This is a genomic window from Cellulomonas sp. P5_C6 (genome assembly GCF_054049635.1).
In genome coordinates this window covers 1-15886 of record NZ_JBFULZ010000085.1, presented here as the reverse complement: position 1 = coordinate 15886, position 15886 = coordinate 1, and the positions used below count along the sequence as shown (strand labels likewise).

The 15886-nt window shown below is 74.1% G+C and carries 18 protein-coding genes; 5 read left to right on the top strand and 13 right to left on the bottom strand.

What is annotated here, in order from left to right; translation table 11 throughout:
• From ACXJKG_RS11555 to ACXJKG_RS11535, 5 genes are all read right to left on the bottom strand, one after another.
• Positions 1-1072: DUF222 domain-containing protein (locus tag ACXJKG_RS11555; protein WP_456845909.1), on the bottom strand; the 1072-nt coding region annotated here is incomplete at its 3' end.
• Positions 1073-1508: 436 nt separating this feature from the next.
• Positions 1509-2237 (bottom strand): class I SAM-dependent methyltransferase, encoded by a 729-nt coding sequence (locus ACXJKG_RS11550; RefSeq protein ID WP_456845908.1) that lies wholly within the window; start codon positions 2235-2237, stop codon positions 1509-1511.
• A 6-nt stretch (positions 2238-2243) separates the two neighbouring features.
• Positions 2244-3755, bottom strand: a complete 1512-nt coding sequence (gene guaB / locus ACXJKG_RS11545; RefSeq protein ID WP_456845907.1) for an IMP dehydrogenase — start codon at positions 3753-3755, stop codon at positions 2244-2246.
• Between the two features lie 23 nt (positions 3756-3778).
• The gene (locus ACXJKG_RS11540) at positions 3779-4450 is read right to left on the bottom strand and encodes a response regulator transcription factor (protein ID WP_456845906.1); all 672 of its coding nucleotides are present in this window, start codon (positions 4448-4450) and stop codon (positions 3779-3781) included.
• A 221-nt stretch (positions 4451-4671) separates the two neighbouring features.
• A complete protein-coding gene (locus ACXJKG_RS11535) occupies positions 4672-5586 on the bottom strand; it encodes a MerR family transcriptional regulator (RefSeq protein ID WP_456845905.1) in 915 nt (304 codons plus the stop codon).
• A gap of 248 nt (positions 5587-5834) precedes the next feature.
• Between ACXJKG_RS11535 and ACXJKG_RS11530 the strand changes: the two genes are divergently transcribed.
• Both ACXJKG_RS11530 and ACXJKG_RS11525 read left to right on the top strand, forming a co-directional pair.
• Complete coding sequence (locus ACXJKG_RS11530) at positions 5835-6131, top strand: WhiB family transcriptional regulator (RefSeq protein ID WP_456845904.1); 297 nt, start codon at positions 5835-5837, stop codon at positions 6129-6131.
• A 115-nt stretch (positions 6132-6246) separates the two neighbouring features.
• Positions 6247-6639 (top strand): hypothetical protein, encoded by a 393-nt coding sequence (locus ACXJKG_RS11525; protein ID WP_456845903.1) that lies wholly within the window; start codon positions 6247-6249, stop codon positions 6637-6639.
• Positions 6640-6741: 102 nt separating this feature from the next.
• Here ACXJKG_RS11525 and groES read toward each other — a convergent pair whose 3' ends face one another.
• Positions 6742-7038 (bottom strand): co-chaperone GroES, encoded by a 297-nt coding sequence (gene groES, locus ACXJKG_RS11520; RefSeq protein WP_456845902.1) that lies wholly within the window; start codon positions 7036-7038, stop codon positions 6742-6744.
• 218 nt (positions 7039-7256) lie between these two features.
• On the opposite strand from groES, the gene ACXJKG_RS11515 reads away from it, so the two are divergent.
• Positions 7257-8438 carry a THUMP-like domain-containing protein gene (locus ACXJKG_RS11515; RefSeq protein ID WP_456845901.1) on the top strand — a complete coding sequence of 394 codons (1182 nt, stop codon included), beginning with the start codon at positions 7257-7259 and terminating at the stop codon, positions 8436-8438.
• On the top strand, positions 8438-9586 hold the full coding sequence (locus ACXJKG_RS11510; protein WP_456845900.1) for a glutamate--cysteine ligase: 1149 nt from the start codon (positions 8438-8440) through the stop codon (positions 9584-9586). Before ACXJKG_RS11515 ends, ACXJKG_RS11510 begins: the two co-directional genes overlap by 1 nt.
• Before the next feature lie 21 nt (positions 9587-9607).
• Here the strand turns inward: ACXJKG_RS11510 and tsaD are convergent, their stop codons facing one another.
• Positions 9608-10648 (bottom strand): tRNA (adenosine(37)-N6)-threonylcarbamoyltransferase complex transferase subunit TsaD, encoded by a 1041-nt coding sequence (gene tsaD / locus ACXJKG_RS11505; RefSeq protein WP_456845899.1) that lies wholly within the window; start codon positions 10646-10648, stop codon positions 9608-9610.
• An 87-nt stretch (positions 10649-10735) separates the two neighbouring features.
• Between tsaD and ACXJKG_RS11500 the strand changes: the two genes are divergently transcribed.
• Complete coding sequence (locus ACXJKG_RS11500) at positions 10736-11377, top strand: malonic semialdehyde reductase (RefSeq protein ID WP_456845898.1); 642 nt, start codon at positions 10736-10738, stop codon at positions 11375-11377.
• A 54-nt stretch (positions 11378-11431) separates the two neighbouring features.
• On the opposite strand, the gene ACXJKG_RS11495 is transcribed toward ACXJKG_RS11500, so the two are convergent.
• From ACXJKG_RS11495 to ACXJKG_RS11470, 6 genes are read right to left on the bottom strand one after another with little or no spacing between them, the layout of a single operon-like run.
• Positions 11432-12253, bottom strand: a complete 822-nt coding sequence (locus ACXJKG_RS11495) for a sulfurtransferase (RefSeq protein WP_456845897.1) — start codon at positions 12251-12253, stop codon at positions 11432-11434.
• The gene (gene rimI, locus ACXJKG_RS11490; protein WP_456845896.1) at positions 12250-12723 is read right to left on the bottom strand and encodes a ribosomal protein S18-alanine N-acetyltransferase; all 474 of its coding nucleotides are present in this window, start codon (positions 12721-12723) and stop codon (positions 12250-12252) included. The genes ACXJKG_RS11495 and rimI overlap by 4 nt, the downstream gene beginning before the upstream one ends.
• Complete coding sequence (gene tsaB, locus ACXJKG_RS11485) at positions 12720-13472, bottom strand: tRNA (adenosine(37)-N6)-threonylcarbamoyltransferase complex dimerization subunit type 1 TsaB (protein ID WP_456845895.1); 753 nt, start codon at positions 13470-13472, stop codon at positions 12720-12722. Before tsaB ends, rimI begins: the two co-directional genes overlap by 4 nt.
• A gap of 4 nt (positions 13473-13476) precedes the next feature.
• Positions 13477-14007 carry a tRNA (adenosine(37)-N6)-threonylcarbamoyltransferase complex ATPase subunit type 1 TsaE gene (gene tsaE / locus ACXJKG_RS11480; RefSeq protein WP_456845894.1) on the bottom strand — a complete coding sequence of 177 codons (531 nt, stop codon included), beginning with the start codon at positions 14005-14007 and terminating at the stop codon, positions 13477-13479.
• On the bottom strand, positions 14004-15167 hold the full coding sequence (gene alr, locus ACXJKG_RS11475; RefSeq protein WP_456845893.1) for an alanine racemase: 1164 nt from the start codon (positions 15165-15167) through the stop codon (positions 14004-14006). The genes tsaE and alr overlap by 4 nt, the downstream gene beginning before the upstream one ends.
• A gap of 23 nt (positions 15168-15190) precedes the next feature.
• Positions 15191-15802, bottom strand: coding sequence for a nucleoside/nucleotide kinase family protein (locus ACXJKG_RS11470; protein WP_456845892.1), 612 nt, complete (start codon positions 15800-15802; stop codon positions 15191-15193).
• Positions 15803-15886: the final 84 nt, after the last annotated feature.

Here is a 15886-nt window from a genome sequence, read left to right as displayed (position 1 = left end):
AGTCGCACGCGAGCCGGGCGAGCACGGTGTCCGGGATGGGTCCGGTGCCGACCAGCTCGGCGACCGCGAACCGCTCCACGTCCCCGACCGGCCCCGGCGGGCGCGGTGGTGCGCTGCCGGCTGGTGGTGACGGCGGTGACCCGACGTCTCCCGCTGGTGGCGATCCGGTTGGCGACTGGTCGTCGCCCGAACCCACTTCCTGCGGCTCGCCATTGACGCCGGACCGGGGGCCGGGTGTCGTGTCGTCGCCCGCCCGGGTGCCGGGGGCGCGGTTCAGGGCGCGGTGCAGGGTGTCCAGGTCGACCACGGCGGTGATGTGCGGGCGGTGGGTGCCGGTGGTGCCGGTCAGGTCGCGGTCCAGGACCAGGCGGGTCAGGTTCAGCAACGCCCCCGCGCGGCGCCGGCTCGCGGGGTGMCCKGCCTGGTCGGCGGACTTGGYGGTCAYSGCGTCCAGGGCGGCTTGCAGGGCGTGCCCGTGCTCGGYGGTCAGGAACCCGCGCAGGTGGCACCCGTCCATCGTCTGSGCSAGGGTCAAGAACTCCCGGTCGGAGGCTTCGACGTRGCCGCGGTCGTCGGCGCCGGGGTCGGCGTGCGCGGCCCAGCGGCGGGTCAGCACCCGGAACTGGGCGGCCGGCAGCACCCGGGCCAGCTCCAGCAGGAACTCCTCCCCGCACTCCTCGCTGGGGGCGGCCAGGGCCGWGCGACGGTCCTGGGTGTTCGCCGCGGCCGCGATCGCGTGSGCCGCGTCSACGGGCACGGTGCCGGCGACCGCGTCGGCCGCGGTGCGCGGTGCCGCGTCGCGGAACGCCCGCCCCAACGTGACCAGCCGCTTGGCCTCCCCGTGCGGCAGCCGACCCTGCGCCGCGACCCACGTCGTGATCGACCGGGCACCATCCAGCGCCCACCACCCGTCCGCCTCCACCACCGGCACCACCCGCGCCGCGATCGCCGACAARCGCCCCGCCACCGCGAGGGCCTCGCGCACCACCTCGACCGCCGCCTCCCCCTCCAGGCGACCCGTGGGGCAGGTCGGGTCGGATGCGGCCGCCAGCGCGTCGACCGCCGCAGTCAACGCCGCCAACGCCGCCGCCGGCGACCCGACACCGGACCCCGCGGTCTCCGGCGCCGCCGACCCGACACCGGACCCCGCGGTCTCGGACTCGGCACACGCCCCACCCGGTTCGGACCCGACCTCACCTGCGGCGGCGGCTGCGCGCGGACGACTCGCCCCCCGCGAGATCTCCTCGATCGACACCGCCGCCCACCTCCTCGCGCCACCGGGGCGAACCCGCGAACCGGGTCCCACAATCCCGCCACAAAGAAGTCTCCCAGCCACCACTGACATTCACCGGGGCATTCGACCGCATCGTGAGACAAAAGGAGGAATTCACATGTTCGCAGGTCAGCGACCTGCCGACGATGCATCGAGCCGCCCACAGCCCCCGAAAATCGACCGGTCATCCACACAACAATTGACCGCCAGAAATGCGCTTCCGTTCCGGGAAGCCTCACCGAACCCGCAGCGTCACCGTCACCGCGGCCGCGTCCTCGGGATCAGCGACAGTCGTCGGCTCGAGCCCGGCCACGACGGCGAGCGCCTCGAACCCGGCCCGCGTGTACCAGTGCAGGAGCCACTCACGCTCCGCCACCTCGACGACCCCGTCCGCCACCCGCTCGTACCGCAGCGTCGTCCGTCGGACGCGCGCCGCGTGATCGAGCGACTCGTGCACGACAGCGACCCGCAGCACTGCGCCACCGATGAACGCCTCGCGGAACACCCCGATCTGCACGGCGGGCGTCGGACCCGGCACGAACAACGGCACCAGCGCGGACCCGTCGTCGGTCAGGTGCGCGCGGATCGCGCGGAGGGCCCGGAGGGCGACGTCGTCGGAAGGAAGGAGGTTGAAGGTCGCCCCGGCCAGGAAGATCGACCGGTACCGGCGCGGCAGGTCGAGCTCCTCCATGCGTTGCCGAAAGACGGTGACCGCCAGCTCCCGCGCAGCAGCCGCGCGCCGCAGTCGGTCGAGCATGTCGGCCGACGAGTCCACACCGTCCACGTCGAGCCCGAGCGCACGCAGGTCGAGGAGCGGGTCGCCGTCGCCGCACCCGAGCTCGAGGGCGGGCTCGCCGGACGCGCGGATGAACGAGGCGTACGGCGCGGGGTCGGACGTGAAGGACCGCAGCGGCCCGTACAGCTCGGCGACCAGCCCGGTGTAGAAGTCCGCCGGGTCAGACAAGAGTGCTCAGCGGCCGGTGTAGTTCGGCGCCTCGACGGTCATCTGGATGTCGTGCGGGTGGGACTCCTTGAGCCCGGCTGCCGTGATCCGGATGAACTTCCCCCGGTCCTGCAGCTGCGGGATCGTGTGCGCGCCGACGTAGAACATCGACTGGTGCAGGCCACCGATCAGCTGGTGCGCGACGGCCGACAGCGGGCCGCGGTACGGCACCTGGCCCTCGATGCCCTCGGGGACGATCTTCTCGTCGGACGACACGTCGGCCTGGAAGTACCGGTCCTTGGAGTACGAGATCCGGCCGCGCGACGCCATGGCCCCCAGCGACCCCATGCCGCGGTAGTGCTTGTACTGCTTGCCGTTGACGAACACGAGCTCGCCCGGCGACTCGTCGCAGCCGGCCAGCAGCGACCCGAGCATGACGGTGTCCGCCCCGGCGACGAGGGCCTTGGCGATGTCCCCGGAGTACTGCAGGCCGCCGTCGCCGATGACCGGCACGCCGGCCGGCTTGCAGGCGCGRGCGGCGTCGTAGATGGCGGTGACCTGCGGGACACCGACGCCGGCGACCACGCGGGTGGTGCAGATGGAGCCGGGCCCGACGCCGACCTTCACGGCGTCGACCCCTGCGTCGACCAGCGCCTGCGCACCCGGGGTCGTCGCGACGTTGCCGCCGATGACCTGGACGTGGCGGGTCGCGGGGTCGGACTTCAGCCGGCGGACCATGTCGAGCATCAGCCGGGCGTGGCCGTTGGCGGTGTCGACGACGAGCGCGTCCACCCCCGCCTCCACCAGTGCGGAGGCCCGCTCCCAGGCATCCCCGAAGAAGCCGATGGCGGCACCGACGACCAGCCGACCCTCCCCGTCCTTCGTGGCGTCCGGGTACTGCTCGGTCTTCACGAAGTCCTTGACGGTGATGAGCCCGCGCAGGATGCCGGCGTCGTCGACCAGCGGCAGCTTCTCGATCTTGTGCTTGGCCAGCAGGGCCGCGGCGTCGTCGCGCGCGATCCCGACCGGCGCGGTGACCAGGGGCATCGGCGTCATGATCTCGCGCACGCGGCGGGTCTCGAACTCGCCGCCGGGCACGAAGCGCAGGTCACGGTTGGTGATGATGCCGAGCAGCAGCCCGTTCTCCGCGATGACCGGCAGGCCGGACACGCGGTAGATGCCGCACAGGTGGTCGAGCTCCGCGAGCGTCGCGTCCGGGCCGACCGTGACCGGGTCCGTGATCATGCCGGACTCGGAGCGCTTCACCAGGTCGACCTGGTGSGCCTGGTCCTCGATGGACAGGTTSCGGTGCAGGATCCCGATGCCGCCCTGGCGCGCCATGGCGATGGCCATGCGCGACTCGGTGACGGTGTCCATGGCGGCCGACAGCAGCGGCACGCGCACCGAGATCTCGCGCGTCAGGCGCGAGGTGGTGTCCACCTCGCTCGGGATGACGTCCGTCTCCCCCGGCAGGAGGAGCACGTCGTCGTAGGTCAGCCCGATGCGCGCGAACGGGTCGGCAGGCGAGTGCTCCGTCATCTGGCAAGGATACGTGCTCGGAACTACCGGATCAGCCCTCGCCGTAGACCGATCGCGACAGCCTGGGCCCGGTCGTTGGCGCCGAGCTTGCGGAACAGCCGGCGGGCGTGGGTCTTGACCGTGTCCTCGGACAGGTAGAGCTCGGCGCCGATCTGCGCGTTCGACCGGCCGTGGCTCATGCCGGTGAGCACCTCGATCTCGCGCTTGGTCAGCGGCACGCCGGGGATGGCCCCCGTGGTGGGGACGCCGACCGGAGCACCGTTCGCGTCCGGCGCGGAGACGACCGGCACACCCTCGGACGGGGTCCGCGCGTCGCCCCGGAACCCACCCTGGCTGGGCACGTCGACGGGCGGCGTGCGCGGCCCGGCGGGCGCGGGCAGCACGGGGCTGGCCAGCACGTGGGCGGCGACCGCGGAGAGCTCGGCGCGGCCGACGTCGGGCGCCAGGAAGCCACGGGCACCGAGCGCGAGCGCACGGTCGAGCGCCACGGTGTCGTCCGGCAGCGCGAGCAGCACGATGGCGGCGGCGGGCGCGACGGCACGCAGACGACGGATCGCCTCGATCGCCCCCGGTGCCGCCAGGTGCGCATCGAGCAGCACGACCGTCGGCGGCATGCGCCGCGCCAGGCTCAGCAGCTCGTCGACCGACGACGCCGCGCGTACCGGGCCGAGTGCGGGCACGCCGATGGAGGTCACGACGAGCCGCTCACGAACGACCGCCGAGCCGTGACAGACCACGACTCCCGCCATGTTGTATCCCCTCTCGGGCCCCGTCGGGGCACTTGGTTCCTATCGGCCGACGATCAGGCAGAAGTTAGCCGCAGTGGCGAACCCCACCCGCTCCGGACGGGGCTTCGTCCGGCTGTGCGCCTCCTGAGCGGAATGTCTCCCCCACTCKGCGGCGGCGATTCGTCCGTTCAGCGCTCGACACCCGCGGTCGCAACTGCCAGCACCTCGTGCAGGAGGCCCGTGAAGGTGCGTGCCCGGTGCACCGAGCGGTCCAGCGGGACGGCGTGCGCGGCGGCGTCGGGGACCATCACGAACTGCGGCAGGTGGGGCTGCTCGCCGGCGAGCCGCTCCACCACCTCGAGGTCCGCGTCGACCCGCTCCCCCAGCGTCACGACGGCCTTCGCCCGGGTCATGGCCGCGAGCTCGACGGCGTGGTGGGCGCCGACGGGACCGCCGACGATCCGGGCATCCACCCCCTCCGCCGCGAGCGCGCCGGCCAGGGCGTGCGCGACGAGCGGCCGGGGTTCGCGCGGCGCGACGAGCACGAGGACCACGGGCCGCCGGGCACCTGCCAGGGGCGCGAGGCGCTGCCGCAGGGCCGCGAGCACGCCGGCGTGCACCGCGGCGACCGCGTCGACCCCGGGCGGGTCCACCACGGTCCGGCGGGCCAGGGCGGCGAGCACGGGCTCGACCAGGCCCGTCCACCACTGCACGACGTCGCCGCGGCCGTCGAGCGCGAGGAGGCGGTGGCACCGGTCCACGTCCCCCGCGAGCGCGGCGTCCACGACGGCGGTCGGTGTCGACTCGCCGTCCAGGGCATCCGCGGCAGGGCCGGCGGCGACGTCGGTCGCGAGCGCGATGCGGGCGGACTCGGCGGGTGCGACGCCGTCGAGCGTGAGCCGGCGCATCACCAGCAGTCGTTCGACGTCGACGGCCGAGTACCGGCGGTGCGCGCCCGCGGAGTGCTCCGACGGACCGAGCCCGTACCGCCGGTCCCAGGTGCGCAGCGTGGCGGGGGCGACGCCCAGCCGTCGGGCCACCGCGGCGACGGCGAGGGCGGGCGTCGGCGGTCCCGCCGGTTCGTCGTCCTCGCGCGTCACCATGGCGCGATTCTGCCAGGCCACGTCGAATCGGCCCGCCCTGGCGTGTCGCACGACGACACGCCGACCTGCGGCTTCACCCGCAATCGCGTCATCACACGAATGTGTGACACGGTCTTGAACAACTTCTGGCGCGGTTGTAACGTCCTCTCCAACGCGTCACCCCGTAGACATCGCGGGCTTCCCGTGTTCACGACTTCCCGGCGCAGCCGCCATCGCGGCCACGCGACGGATCGACTGAGGAGGAACTCATGGCCGAGATCTCGCGCCTTCCCGGACCGGTGATGGACCTGTGGGAGTGGCAGTTCGACGGAGCCTGCCGCGACGAGGACCAGGACCTCTTCTTCCACCCCGAGGGCGAGCGGGGCTCCGCTCGCCGTCGCCGCGCCGAGGCCGCCAAGGCGATCTGCGCCACGTGCCCGGTCATCAAGGAGTGCCGCGAGCAGTCGCTGGCCGTCCGGGAGCCCTACGGCGTGTGGGGCGGGCTGTCCGAGGACGAGCGCGCCGCGATCCTCGCCCAGCGCGGCCGCGCCAGCCGGGTCGGCTGACCCCGAGCACCCACGATCACAGCTCCCACGAGCAGAGCCCTCCCCTCGGCACGACGAGGGGAGGGCTCTTCCGTGTGCCGCGCAAGATCTTCCCCGTCGGGGACACAGTCCGGGTATGGACCCAGGCCGACGGACGGCGGCGATCGCGCTCGGGGTGGCGCTCGCCCTCTCGGCGTGCCAGGGCGGGGGTGCGCCGGCATCGTTCACCGAGCGCACCGAGCTGCCCTCCTGCGGCACGGTCCGGGTCGACCAGGGCAGGACGGTCGGCGACGACGCGTGGGCCTGCCTCGACGATGCGGCGACGGCTGACGGCGCCGAGCTCGTCGTGACCGCCCTGAGCACGGAGGGCGACCCCCTCACCACCTACTACCGCGTGGGTCCGGGCATCGACGGCCTCGAGCTGTTCGTCGACAGCACCCAGGACGAGTGGGGCGTGCAGGGCTGGATCCACCAGGTCTGCCCGGACACCGTCACGGCGGCGGAGCCGCTGGGCTGCGCCGACGTCTAGGAAGCGGACGTCCAGGAAGCGGACGCCCATGAACGAGCAGGGCCCCCACGGCGTCGCCGTGAGGGCCCTGCTGCGTGCGGGGCGGCTAGTGCGCCCCGGCGATCACTTGACGACGATCGCGAGGATGTCGCGGGCCGAGAGGATGAGGAACTCCTCGCCCGAGTACTTGACCTCGGTGCCGCCGTACTTCGAGTAGATGACCTTGTCGCCGACGGCGACGTCGAGCGGGATCCGGTTGCCGTTGTCGTCGACACGGCCGGGACCGACCGCCAGGACCTCGCCCTCCTGGGGCTTCTCCTTGGCGCTGTCCGGGATGACGAGACCGGAAGCGGTCGTCGTCTCTGCCTCGAGCGTCTTGACGACGATCCGGTCCTCGAGGGGCTTGATGGAGACCGACACAGCGGACCTCCCCTTCGCATGTGAGTAGTTCTCTGAGGTTCGTGCGCGCTGTCGGGCCACGTCGTCGCGGGTGCCGCGGCCTGGAGCACAGCTGGCACACTCACCGGGAGAGTGCCAGCCACTCACTCTAGGAACCGGTTAGCACTCGGTCAAGGCGAGTGCCAGCAAGCCGTCCGGATCACCCACCGGGAGGGTCGCTGCGTGCGAGGATCGCGGGCATGGACCGCGACGGCATCGCCCAGCTGCTCAGCCCCGCGGGCTGGGCCCTGCTGTCGGCGCTGCCGCCGTACGACGAGTCCCGCACGATGGCCCTGTCCGAGCGCCTGCGCGACGAGGGCATCGACCCCGCGCTCGTCGCCGCCGCTCTCACCCAGTCGCGCCTGCGCGCCAAGGCCGCCGCCAAGTTCGGCACGTTCGCGGACGGCATGCTCTTCACCGCGGCCGGCCTCGAGCAGGCCACGCGCCTCTCCGTCGCCGCCCACCACGCCCGCCGGTACCGGGACGCGGGCAGCACCCTGGTCGCGGACCTCACCAGCGGCATCGGCGCGGACGCCATGGCCTTCGCCGGCATCGGCCTGAGCGTGCTGGCCACCGACGTCGACGAGGCGACAGCCGCGATCGCGACCGTGAACCTGCGGCACTTCCCCGACGCGCACGTGCGGCACGGCGACGGGCTCGCGCTGGACCTCGAGGCCGAGGGGGTCGACGGGGTCTACGCGGACCCCGCACGCCGGACCTCCTCGGGCAGCCGGGTGTTCGACCCGGCCGCGTACGAGCCGTCGCTCGACGCGGTCCTCGCCGTCCGCGAGCGGGTGCCCGCGCTCGGGCTCAAGCTCGGCCCGGGCATCCCCCACACGGCGCTGCCCCGCGACGCCCACGCGCAGTGGGTCTCGGTCGACGGCGACGTCGTCGAGGTCGGGCTCTGGTTCGGTCCGCTCGCCCCGGAGGGACCGGGCCGCTCCGCGCTGGTCCTGCGCGCGGGCGAGGCGCACGTGGTGGAGCAGACCTCCGACGAGCGGCCGCCGACCGGGCCCGTGGGCGGCTACCTCTACGAGCCCGACGGCGCCGTGATCCGCGCGGGGCTGGTCGGCGAGATCGCGGCCCAGGTGCGCGGCCGGCTCGTCGACCCCACCATCGCGTACGTGACGTCGGACGCGCTGGTGCCGGTGCCGGCCGCGACGGCGTACCGGGTGCTCGACACCATGCCGTTCGGCCTCAAGCGGCTCCGGACCTACCTGCGAGGTCGCGACGTGGGAAAGCTCACCATCAAGAAGCGCGGCACCGCCGTGGTGCCCGAGCAGCTGCGCCGCCAGCTCGACCTGCGGGGCAGCGCGACGGGCACGATCATCCTCACGCGGGTAGCGGGAAGCCAGCAGGTGCTCGTGGTGGAGCCCGCCTGATGGCCGCCCCGGTGCCGCTGCCGTTCGCGCAGTCCGAGCGCTCGACCGTCGGGATCGAGTGGGAGGTCGGGCTGGTCGACGCCGACTCCGGCGACCTGCGCCAGGCCGCCGAGGCCGTGCTGGCGGCGGTCCGACCCGCCGACGGGTCCGAGCACCCGCTGATCACCCAGGAGCTGCTGCTCAACACCGTGGAGATCCGGTCGAACAAGAGCCGGACCATCGCCGAGGCGACCGCCGACCTCCAGCGCKCCCTCGACGAGGTGAGCGCGGTCGCCTCTCCCCTGCGCATCGAGCTCATGGGCGGCGCCACGCACCCCTTCGCGCACTGGGCCCAGCAGAAGGTCACCGACAAGCAGCGGTACGCCACCCTCATCGACCGCACGCAGTGGTGGGGCCGGCAGATGCTCATCTACGGCGTGCACGTGCACGTCGGCATCGAGGACCGCGACAAGGTCCTGCCGATCTCGCGGGCGATGCTCACGGTGTTCGCGCACATCCAGTCGCTGTCGGCATCGTCCCCCTTCTGGGGCGGCAAGGACACGGGCTACGCGTCCAACCGCGCGCTCCTCTTCCAGCAGCTGCCGACCGCCGGGCTGCCGTTCGGCTTCGAGGAGTGGTCCCAGCTCGAGCAGTACGTGGGCGACATGCTGCACACCGGCGTGATCGACCAGTTCGACGAGGTCCGCTGGGACGTCCGTCCGTCCCCCCGGTTCGGCACCCTGGAGATGCGGATCGCCGACGGCGCCTCCAACCTGCTCGAGGTCGCGGCGATCTCGGCGCTCACGCACTGCTTCGTCGAGCACTTCTCGACCATGCTCGACCGCGGCGAGACGCTGCCGACGCTGCCGCCGTGGTTCGCGCAGGAGAACAAGTGGCGSTCGGCCCGCTACGGCATGGACGCGATCATCATCACGAACGCGGCCGGCGACGAGGAGCTGGTCACCGACGCCGTCGGCCGCTGGCTGGTCGACCTGGCCCCGGTCGCCGAGCGGCTGGGCTGCGCCGCCGAGCTCGAGCAGGTGCGCGTGATCCTGCGCCGGGGTGCGTCCTACCAGCGCCAGCGTGCGGTCGCCCGGCGGCATGCGGGCGAGCTCGACGCCGTCGTCCGCTCGCTCGTCGCCGAGATGAAGGCCGGGCGACCCCTCTAGGCTCCGCGCGACCGCGCGTCCTCAGACCAGCACGGTCGTCAACGGCATCGACGAGTCGACCGGCAGGTCGAGCGACGAMGGCGGGAGGCCGCGGCGGACGACCGCGGAGCCCAGCGCCGCGATCATGGCCCCGTTGTCGGTGCAGTAGCGGATCGGGGGGATGCGGAGCTCGATCCCGGCCTCGGCGCAGCGCTTCGCGGCCATGTCCCGCAGCTGCGAGTTCGCGGAGAAGCCGCCGCCGACCACCAGGGTCTCGACGCCGTGGGCGCGGCACGCGGCGATCGTCTTCGCGGTCAGCACGTCGGCCACGGCCTCCGCGAACGATGCGGCGACGTCGGGCAGCGGCACCTCCAGGCCTGCGTCCTGCCGGGCCTCGACCCACCGGGCGACGGCCGTCTTGAGGCCGGAGAACGAGAAGTCGGCGGCGTGCGCGGCCTGGTCCTTGGCCGCGGTCAGGCCCCGGGGGAAGCGGATCGCGGTGGGGTCGCCCTCGCGCGCGAGGCGGTCGATGTGCGGGCCGCCGGGGTACGGGAGCCCGAGCAGCCGGCCGACCTTGTCGAACGCCTCGCCCGCCGCGTCGTCCAGCGTCGAGCCCAGCTCGGTGATGTTGACCGTGTCGTCGATGAGCAGCAGCGACGAGTGCCCGCCCGAGACCACGAGCGCCATGACCCGCTCGGGGAACGCGCCGTCGACCAGCTCGTCGACCACCGCGTGGCCGATCACGTGGTTGACGCCGTAGAGCGGCTTGTCGAGCGCGAGCGCCAGGGCCTTCGCCGCCGACGCCCCCACGGTCAGGGGGCCGACGAGCCCCGGGCCGGCGGTGACCGCGATCGCGTCGACCTCGCCGAGCGAGACGTCGGCGGTGGCCAGCGCCCGCTCGATCGTCGGCACCATGGCCTCGAGGTGCGCCCGCGACGCGATCTCCGGGATGATCCCGCCGAACCGCGCGTGCTCGTCGACCGAGCTGGCGACCGCGTCGACCAGCAGGTCGTAGCCGCGCACGAGGGCGACGCCCGTCTCATCGCAAGAGGTCTCGATCCCGAGCACGAGAGGGTCTGCCATGCCCACCAGGATAGGTGGGCCGCGGACTGTGACCACCGCCACCCCGCTGCCCGGAACAACCCTGGATAGTTGATGCTTCAACAAGACATGACCACTGACACGACCGTCCTGGATGGCCTCGACTTCCCGACGCCCGGCCTGGCTGTTGCCGACGACGTCGCCGACCTTCTGTTCCGCGAGGCGCGCACCGCCGCCGCGTTCACCCCCGACGAGGTCAGCGACGAGCAGATCGCCGCCGTGTACGACCTGGTCAAGTGGGGCCCGACGGCCCTCAACATCATCCCGCTGCGCCTGCTCGTCGTGCGCACGCCGGAGGCCCGCCAGCGCCTCGCCGCACACATGGCCGAGGGCAACCGCGACCGCGTCCTGGCCGCCCCCGTGTCGCTCGTGCTCGCGGCCGACACCGGCTTCCATGCCCACATCCCGACGCTCGCGCCGCACATGACCGCCCTGGCCGGAGCGCTCGAGGGCCAGCCCGAGCAGCGCGAGACCATGGCCCGCACCAACGCCCTGATCCAGGCCGGCTACCTCATCGTCGGCCTGCGCGCCGCGGGCCTGGCCGCCGCCCCGATGGGCGGCATGGACGCCGAGGGCATCGACCAGGAGTTCTTCGCCGAGAACGGCTGGAAGTCGCTCTTCGTCGTCAACGTCGGGCACGTCGAGGGCACCGGCACGCACCGCGCCCGCGCCGAGCGCCTGAACTACACGCAGGCATCGCTCAGCGTCTGACGCACCACTGCCGACGGCCGTGCCCCTCGAGGGGCACGGCCGTTCGCGTGCCCGCTACCGGCCGACGGCCGCCGGGCGCGACGGGTCGTTCGACCACTGCGACCACGAGCCCGGGTACAGCGCCGCCTCGATGCCGATCGACGCGAGCGCCGCGATCTCGTGCGCGGCGGTCACCCCGGAACCGCAGTACACGGCGACCGGCCCCTCGATCCCCGCGAACCGCGCCCGCAGCTCCTCGTCCGCCAGGAAGGTGCCGTCGGCACCGACGTTCCCCGCCGTGGGGACGGACAGCGCGCCGGGGATGTGACCCGCGCGCGGGTCGACGGGTTCGACGTCGCCGGCGAACCGCTCGGCCGCGCGGGCGTCGAGCAGCGACCCGGTCCAGCCGGCCGCCTCGTCCGTGTCGATCGTCGGCAGCGCCCCCGGCACCAGCACCACGTCGCCCGGTTCCGGCGTCACCGACCCGGCCTCGAGCGGGAACCCGGCCGCCTCCCACGCCGCCAGGCCGCCGTCGAGCAGCCGGGCGTCCGTGAGCCCGGCCCACCGCAGCAGCCACCAGACCCGCGCCGCGGACATGCCGCCGACGGCGTCGTACGCGACGACGGGCCGGTCCCCCGACACGCCCCAGCGGCGGGCCGACGCCTCGAGCTCCGCCAGGTCCGGCAGCGGGTGCCGGCCGTCCTGCGGCGTCGCGGGCGCGGCGAGCTCGGTGTCGAGGTCGACGAACACGGCCCCGGGCAGGTGCCCGGCGAGGTACCGCTCGTGCCCGTCCGCCTGTCCCAGCGCCCAGCGGACGTCGAGGAGGACGGGCGGCTCACCGCTCGCCAGCGCGGCCGCCAGCGCCTCGGCGCCGCCTATCACGGTCTCTCTGGTCACCCGTTGCCCCCTCGCAGGTCCAGTCGCATGGTCCACGCGTCGATGTTGCCCGGCTGGTAGTACGCCCGGCGCATGCCCAGCTTCTCGAACCCCACGCTCTCGTACAGGTGGATGGCCGGGTCGTTGTCCACCCGCACCTCGAGCAGCACCACGGCGGCGCCCAGCGTGCGGGCCCGGTCGAGCAGGTTCTCGAGCATCCGGCGCCCGAGCCCGCGGCCCTGGAACCGCTCGTCGGTGCCGATGGTCATCACCTGGGCGTCGAACCCGTCGAACCACAGGCCCGCGTACCCCGCCAGCGTGCCGCCGACCACCACCCCGACGTACCAGCGCCCGTCGCCGCTGATCTCCGAGGCGAGGCTCTCCGGCGACCAGGCGGCCGCCCCGAACAGCTCGATCTCCATGCGCTCGAGGTCGGGCAGGTCCGCCGGGCTCAGGGCACGGACGAGCACGTCGTCGGGCTGCTGGGTCATCCGAGCACGCGCTTGCGCGCGGCCTGGGGGACCGCGTCGGGCCGGCGCAGGTAGAGCGGCTCGGTGTCCAGCACGGCACCCGCCGCGGAGCGGGTCAGCGCGAGCCGGGCGAGCTCGGCGGGGTCGGGGTCGAGCAGGCCGGACGCGGCCAGGTCGGGGGTGACCTCCGTGGCCGGCGGCACGGCCAGGAACCCGGCGCCGGGCTCCGACGCCTCTGTACGCGGCGAGAGCACGTCGGCGTACAACAGGGCGCCGCGGCCGATCACGAGGGCCCCCGAGCTGCGAGGATCGGCGGCGACGTCGGCCGCCGCGGCGACCTCGGGGCCGGCGAGCACCTCGATCCGCCCCTCCTCGAGCAGGCGGTACAGGGCCCAGTACACCTCCCGGCGCCGGGCGTCGGTGGCGACGAGCACGTCGGTGCCACCGGGGAGCAGGCGCGAGGCACGCGCGGCGACGGCGTCGAGGCTGGGGACGCCGAGCACCGGGATGCCGAGCGCCAGGGCCAGCGTGCGGGCGGTGACCAGCCCGACGCGCAGCCCGGTGAACGGCGCGGGGCCGGTGCCGACGACCACGGACGACAGGTCCCGGCGGTCGACGCCGGCGTCGGCCAGGACGGCGGCGATCATCGGCGTGAGCAGCTCGGCGTGGTGGCGCTGCTGCTCGTCCGAGCGCTGCGCCAGGATGACCCCGGCGTCGTCGGTGAGGGCCACGGCGACGGCGGCGGAGGTGTCGAGGGCGAGGACGGGCACGGTCTCAGCCTGCCACCGGGTCGGCATCGGGCAACGCGACGTCCGCCCAGCGTGCGCCCACGGCCCGCACGGTGACCACGCGCTCGCCCGCGGCGGCGTCGTCCAGGTCGTCGTCGCCGAGGGCTCCCCCGCGCGGCCGCTGCAGTGTGACCTCGAGGCGGTCCTGCGCCAGCGACTCGACCCAGCCCTCGCCCCACTCGACCACGGTGACGGACTCGTCGAGGCTCGCGTCGAGGTCGAGCGCGTCGACCTCGTCGAGCGAACCCAGCCGATAGGCGTCCACGTGCACGAGGGTGGGGCCGCGGCGGCCGTCCTCGCGCTCGAGGGGCGGGTGCTCGCGCGCGATGATGAACGTCGGCGACGCCACCTGCCCCCGGACGCGCAGTCCCGCGCCGATCCCCTGCGTGAGGGTCGTCTTGCCCGCCCCGAGGTCGCCCGTGAGCACCACGAGGTCGCCAGCCCGCAGGACGTCCGCGAGCGCCCGGCCGTACGCGCGCGTGGCGTCGGCGTCGGGGAGCGTGACGGTGACGATCATCGGTCGACCTCCGTGTCCACGTGCACCCGCGGCACCCGCGACCCGATGCGCGTGACGATCTCGTAGGAGATGGTCCCGGCGACGTCCGCCCAGTCCTGCGCGGTCGGGCCGCCGTCGAGCCCGGTGCCGAACAGCTCGACCCGGTCGCCGGCCTGCTCGACCGCTCCGGGCCCGAGGTCCAGGACGACCTGGTCCATGCACACGCGGCCGGCCACGCCGAGCGTGCGACCGCCCACGCGCACGGGCCCGCCGGGTCGCTCCTGGGTGCCGGACGCGTGGCGCGGGATCCCGTCGGAGTACCCGAGCGGCACCAGGCCGAGCACGGTGTCGTGCGGCGTGACGTATTGGTGCGCGTAGGAGACGCCGTGCCCGCCGGGCACCGCCTTGACGTTCGCCAGCGACGCCTCGAGCGTCATGGCCGGCACCAGCCCGAAGTCGCCCGGCCCCCCGAGCTGCGGCACCGGGGACAACCCGTAGACGGCGATCCCGGGCCGCACCAGGTCGTAGTGCATGCCGGGAGCGGTCAGCGTGGCCGCGGAGTTGGCCAGGTGCCGGACCTCGAGCGAGATCCCGGCGCCCTCGACCGTGCGCAGCGCGTCGGCGAACAGCTCGGCCTGGAGCTTCACGGTGGGGTGCTCCGGCTCGTCGGCGAAGGCCAGGTGGCTCCACAGCCCGACCACCTGCACGGCGCCCTCGGCCTGCAGGCGCAGGACCTCCGGCAGGATCGACGCGAGGTCGTCGGGGGTCAGCCCGTTGCGCCCCAGACCCGTGTCGACCTTGAGGTGGGCCCGGGCGGGTCGGCCGGTGGCCCGCGCGGCCGCGGCGAGCTCGCCGAGCGCCCACGGCGCGGACACCGAGACGTCGATGTCGGCATCGACCGCCTCGCGCAGGGGCGCGCCGGGTGCGTAGAGCCACGTCAGGACGCGGGGTCCGACGATCCCGGCGCGCCGCAGCGCCAGGGCCTCCTCGACCTGCGCCGTGCCGAGCCAGGTGGCACCGCCGGCGACCGCGGCCGATGCCGTCGGCACCAGCCCGTGCCCGTAGCCGTCGGCCTTCACCACGGCGAGCACCTGCGCGGTCGGGGCGTGCGCGGCGAGCGACCGGACGTTGGCGCGGACAGCCGCGAGGTCGACGACGGCACGCGCAGGGTACGAGCTCACGGCGCCAAGTCTCGCACCGTCGGTCACCCGATCCGGACGACGACGTCGGCCCGGTCGGCGGTCGCGGCGACGAGCCGGGCGTTGTTCTCGTCGGGACCGTGCGACCACGCGCGGGCTGCCTCCGGTGACTTGCCGAAGGCCTCGTGCCGCGCGACCAGCCGGTCCAGGCGCACACCGTCGTCGGGCGCGAGGAACCACGACTCGTCGAGCAGGCCGGCCACCGGGCCGAAGCCGTCGTCGTCGAGCAGCAGGTAGTTCCCCTCGACCACGACGAGCGTCACCTCGGGCGGCACGGCGATCGCTCCGGCCACAGGATTGCGCAGGTCGCGGCGGTACTCGGGGGCGTACACGGTCCGCTCGGGCTGCCGGAGGCGGGTCAGCAGCGCGACGAACCCGTCGGCGTCGAACGTGTCGGGGGCACCCTTGCGGTCCGCGCGCCCGATCCGCTCCAGCTCGGTCTGCGCGAGATGGAACCCGTCCATCGGCACGACGACGGCCCGCGGCCCGGCGACGGCGACGACCTGCGCGGCGACGGTCGACTTGCCGGCCCCGGGGGCGCCGGCGATCCCGAGGATCCGGCGGGGTCCGCGCGCGAGGGCCTCGACCCGCGCGACGAGGTCGGGCGGCAGCGTCATGCGTCGAGCAGCTCCGCGATCGTGCCGGGCAGCGCGTCGGCGACGTCGCGCGCGCCGATCGGACCTCCCGGGTTGGCCCGGTGG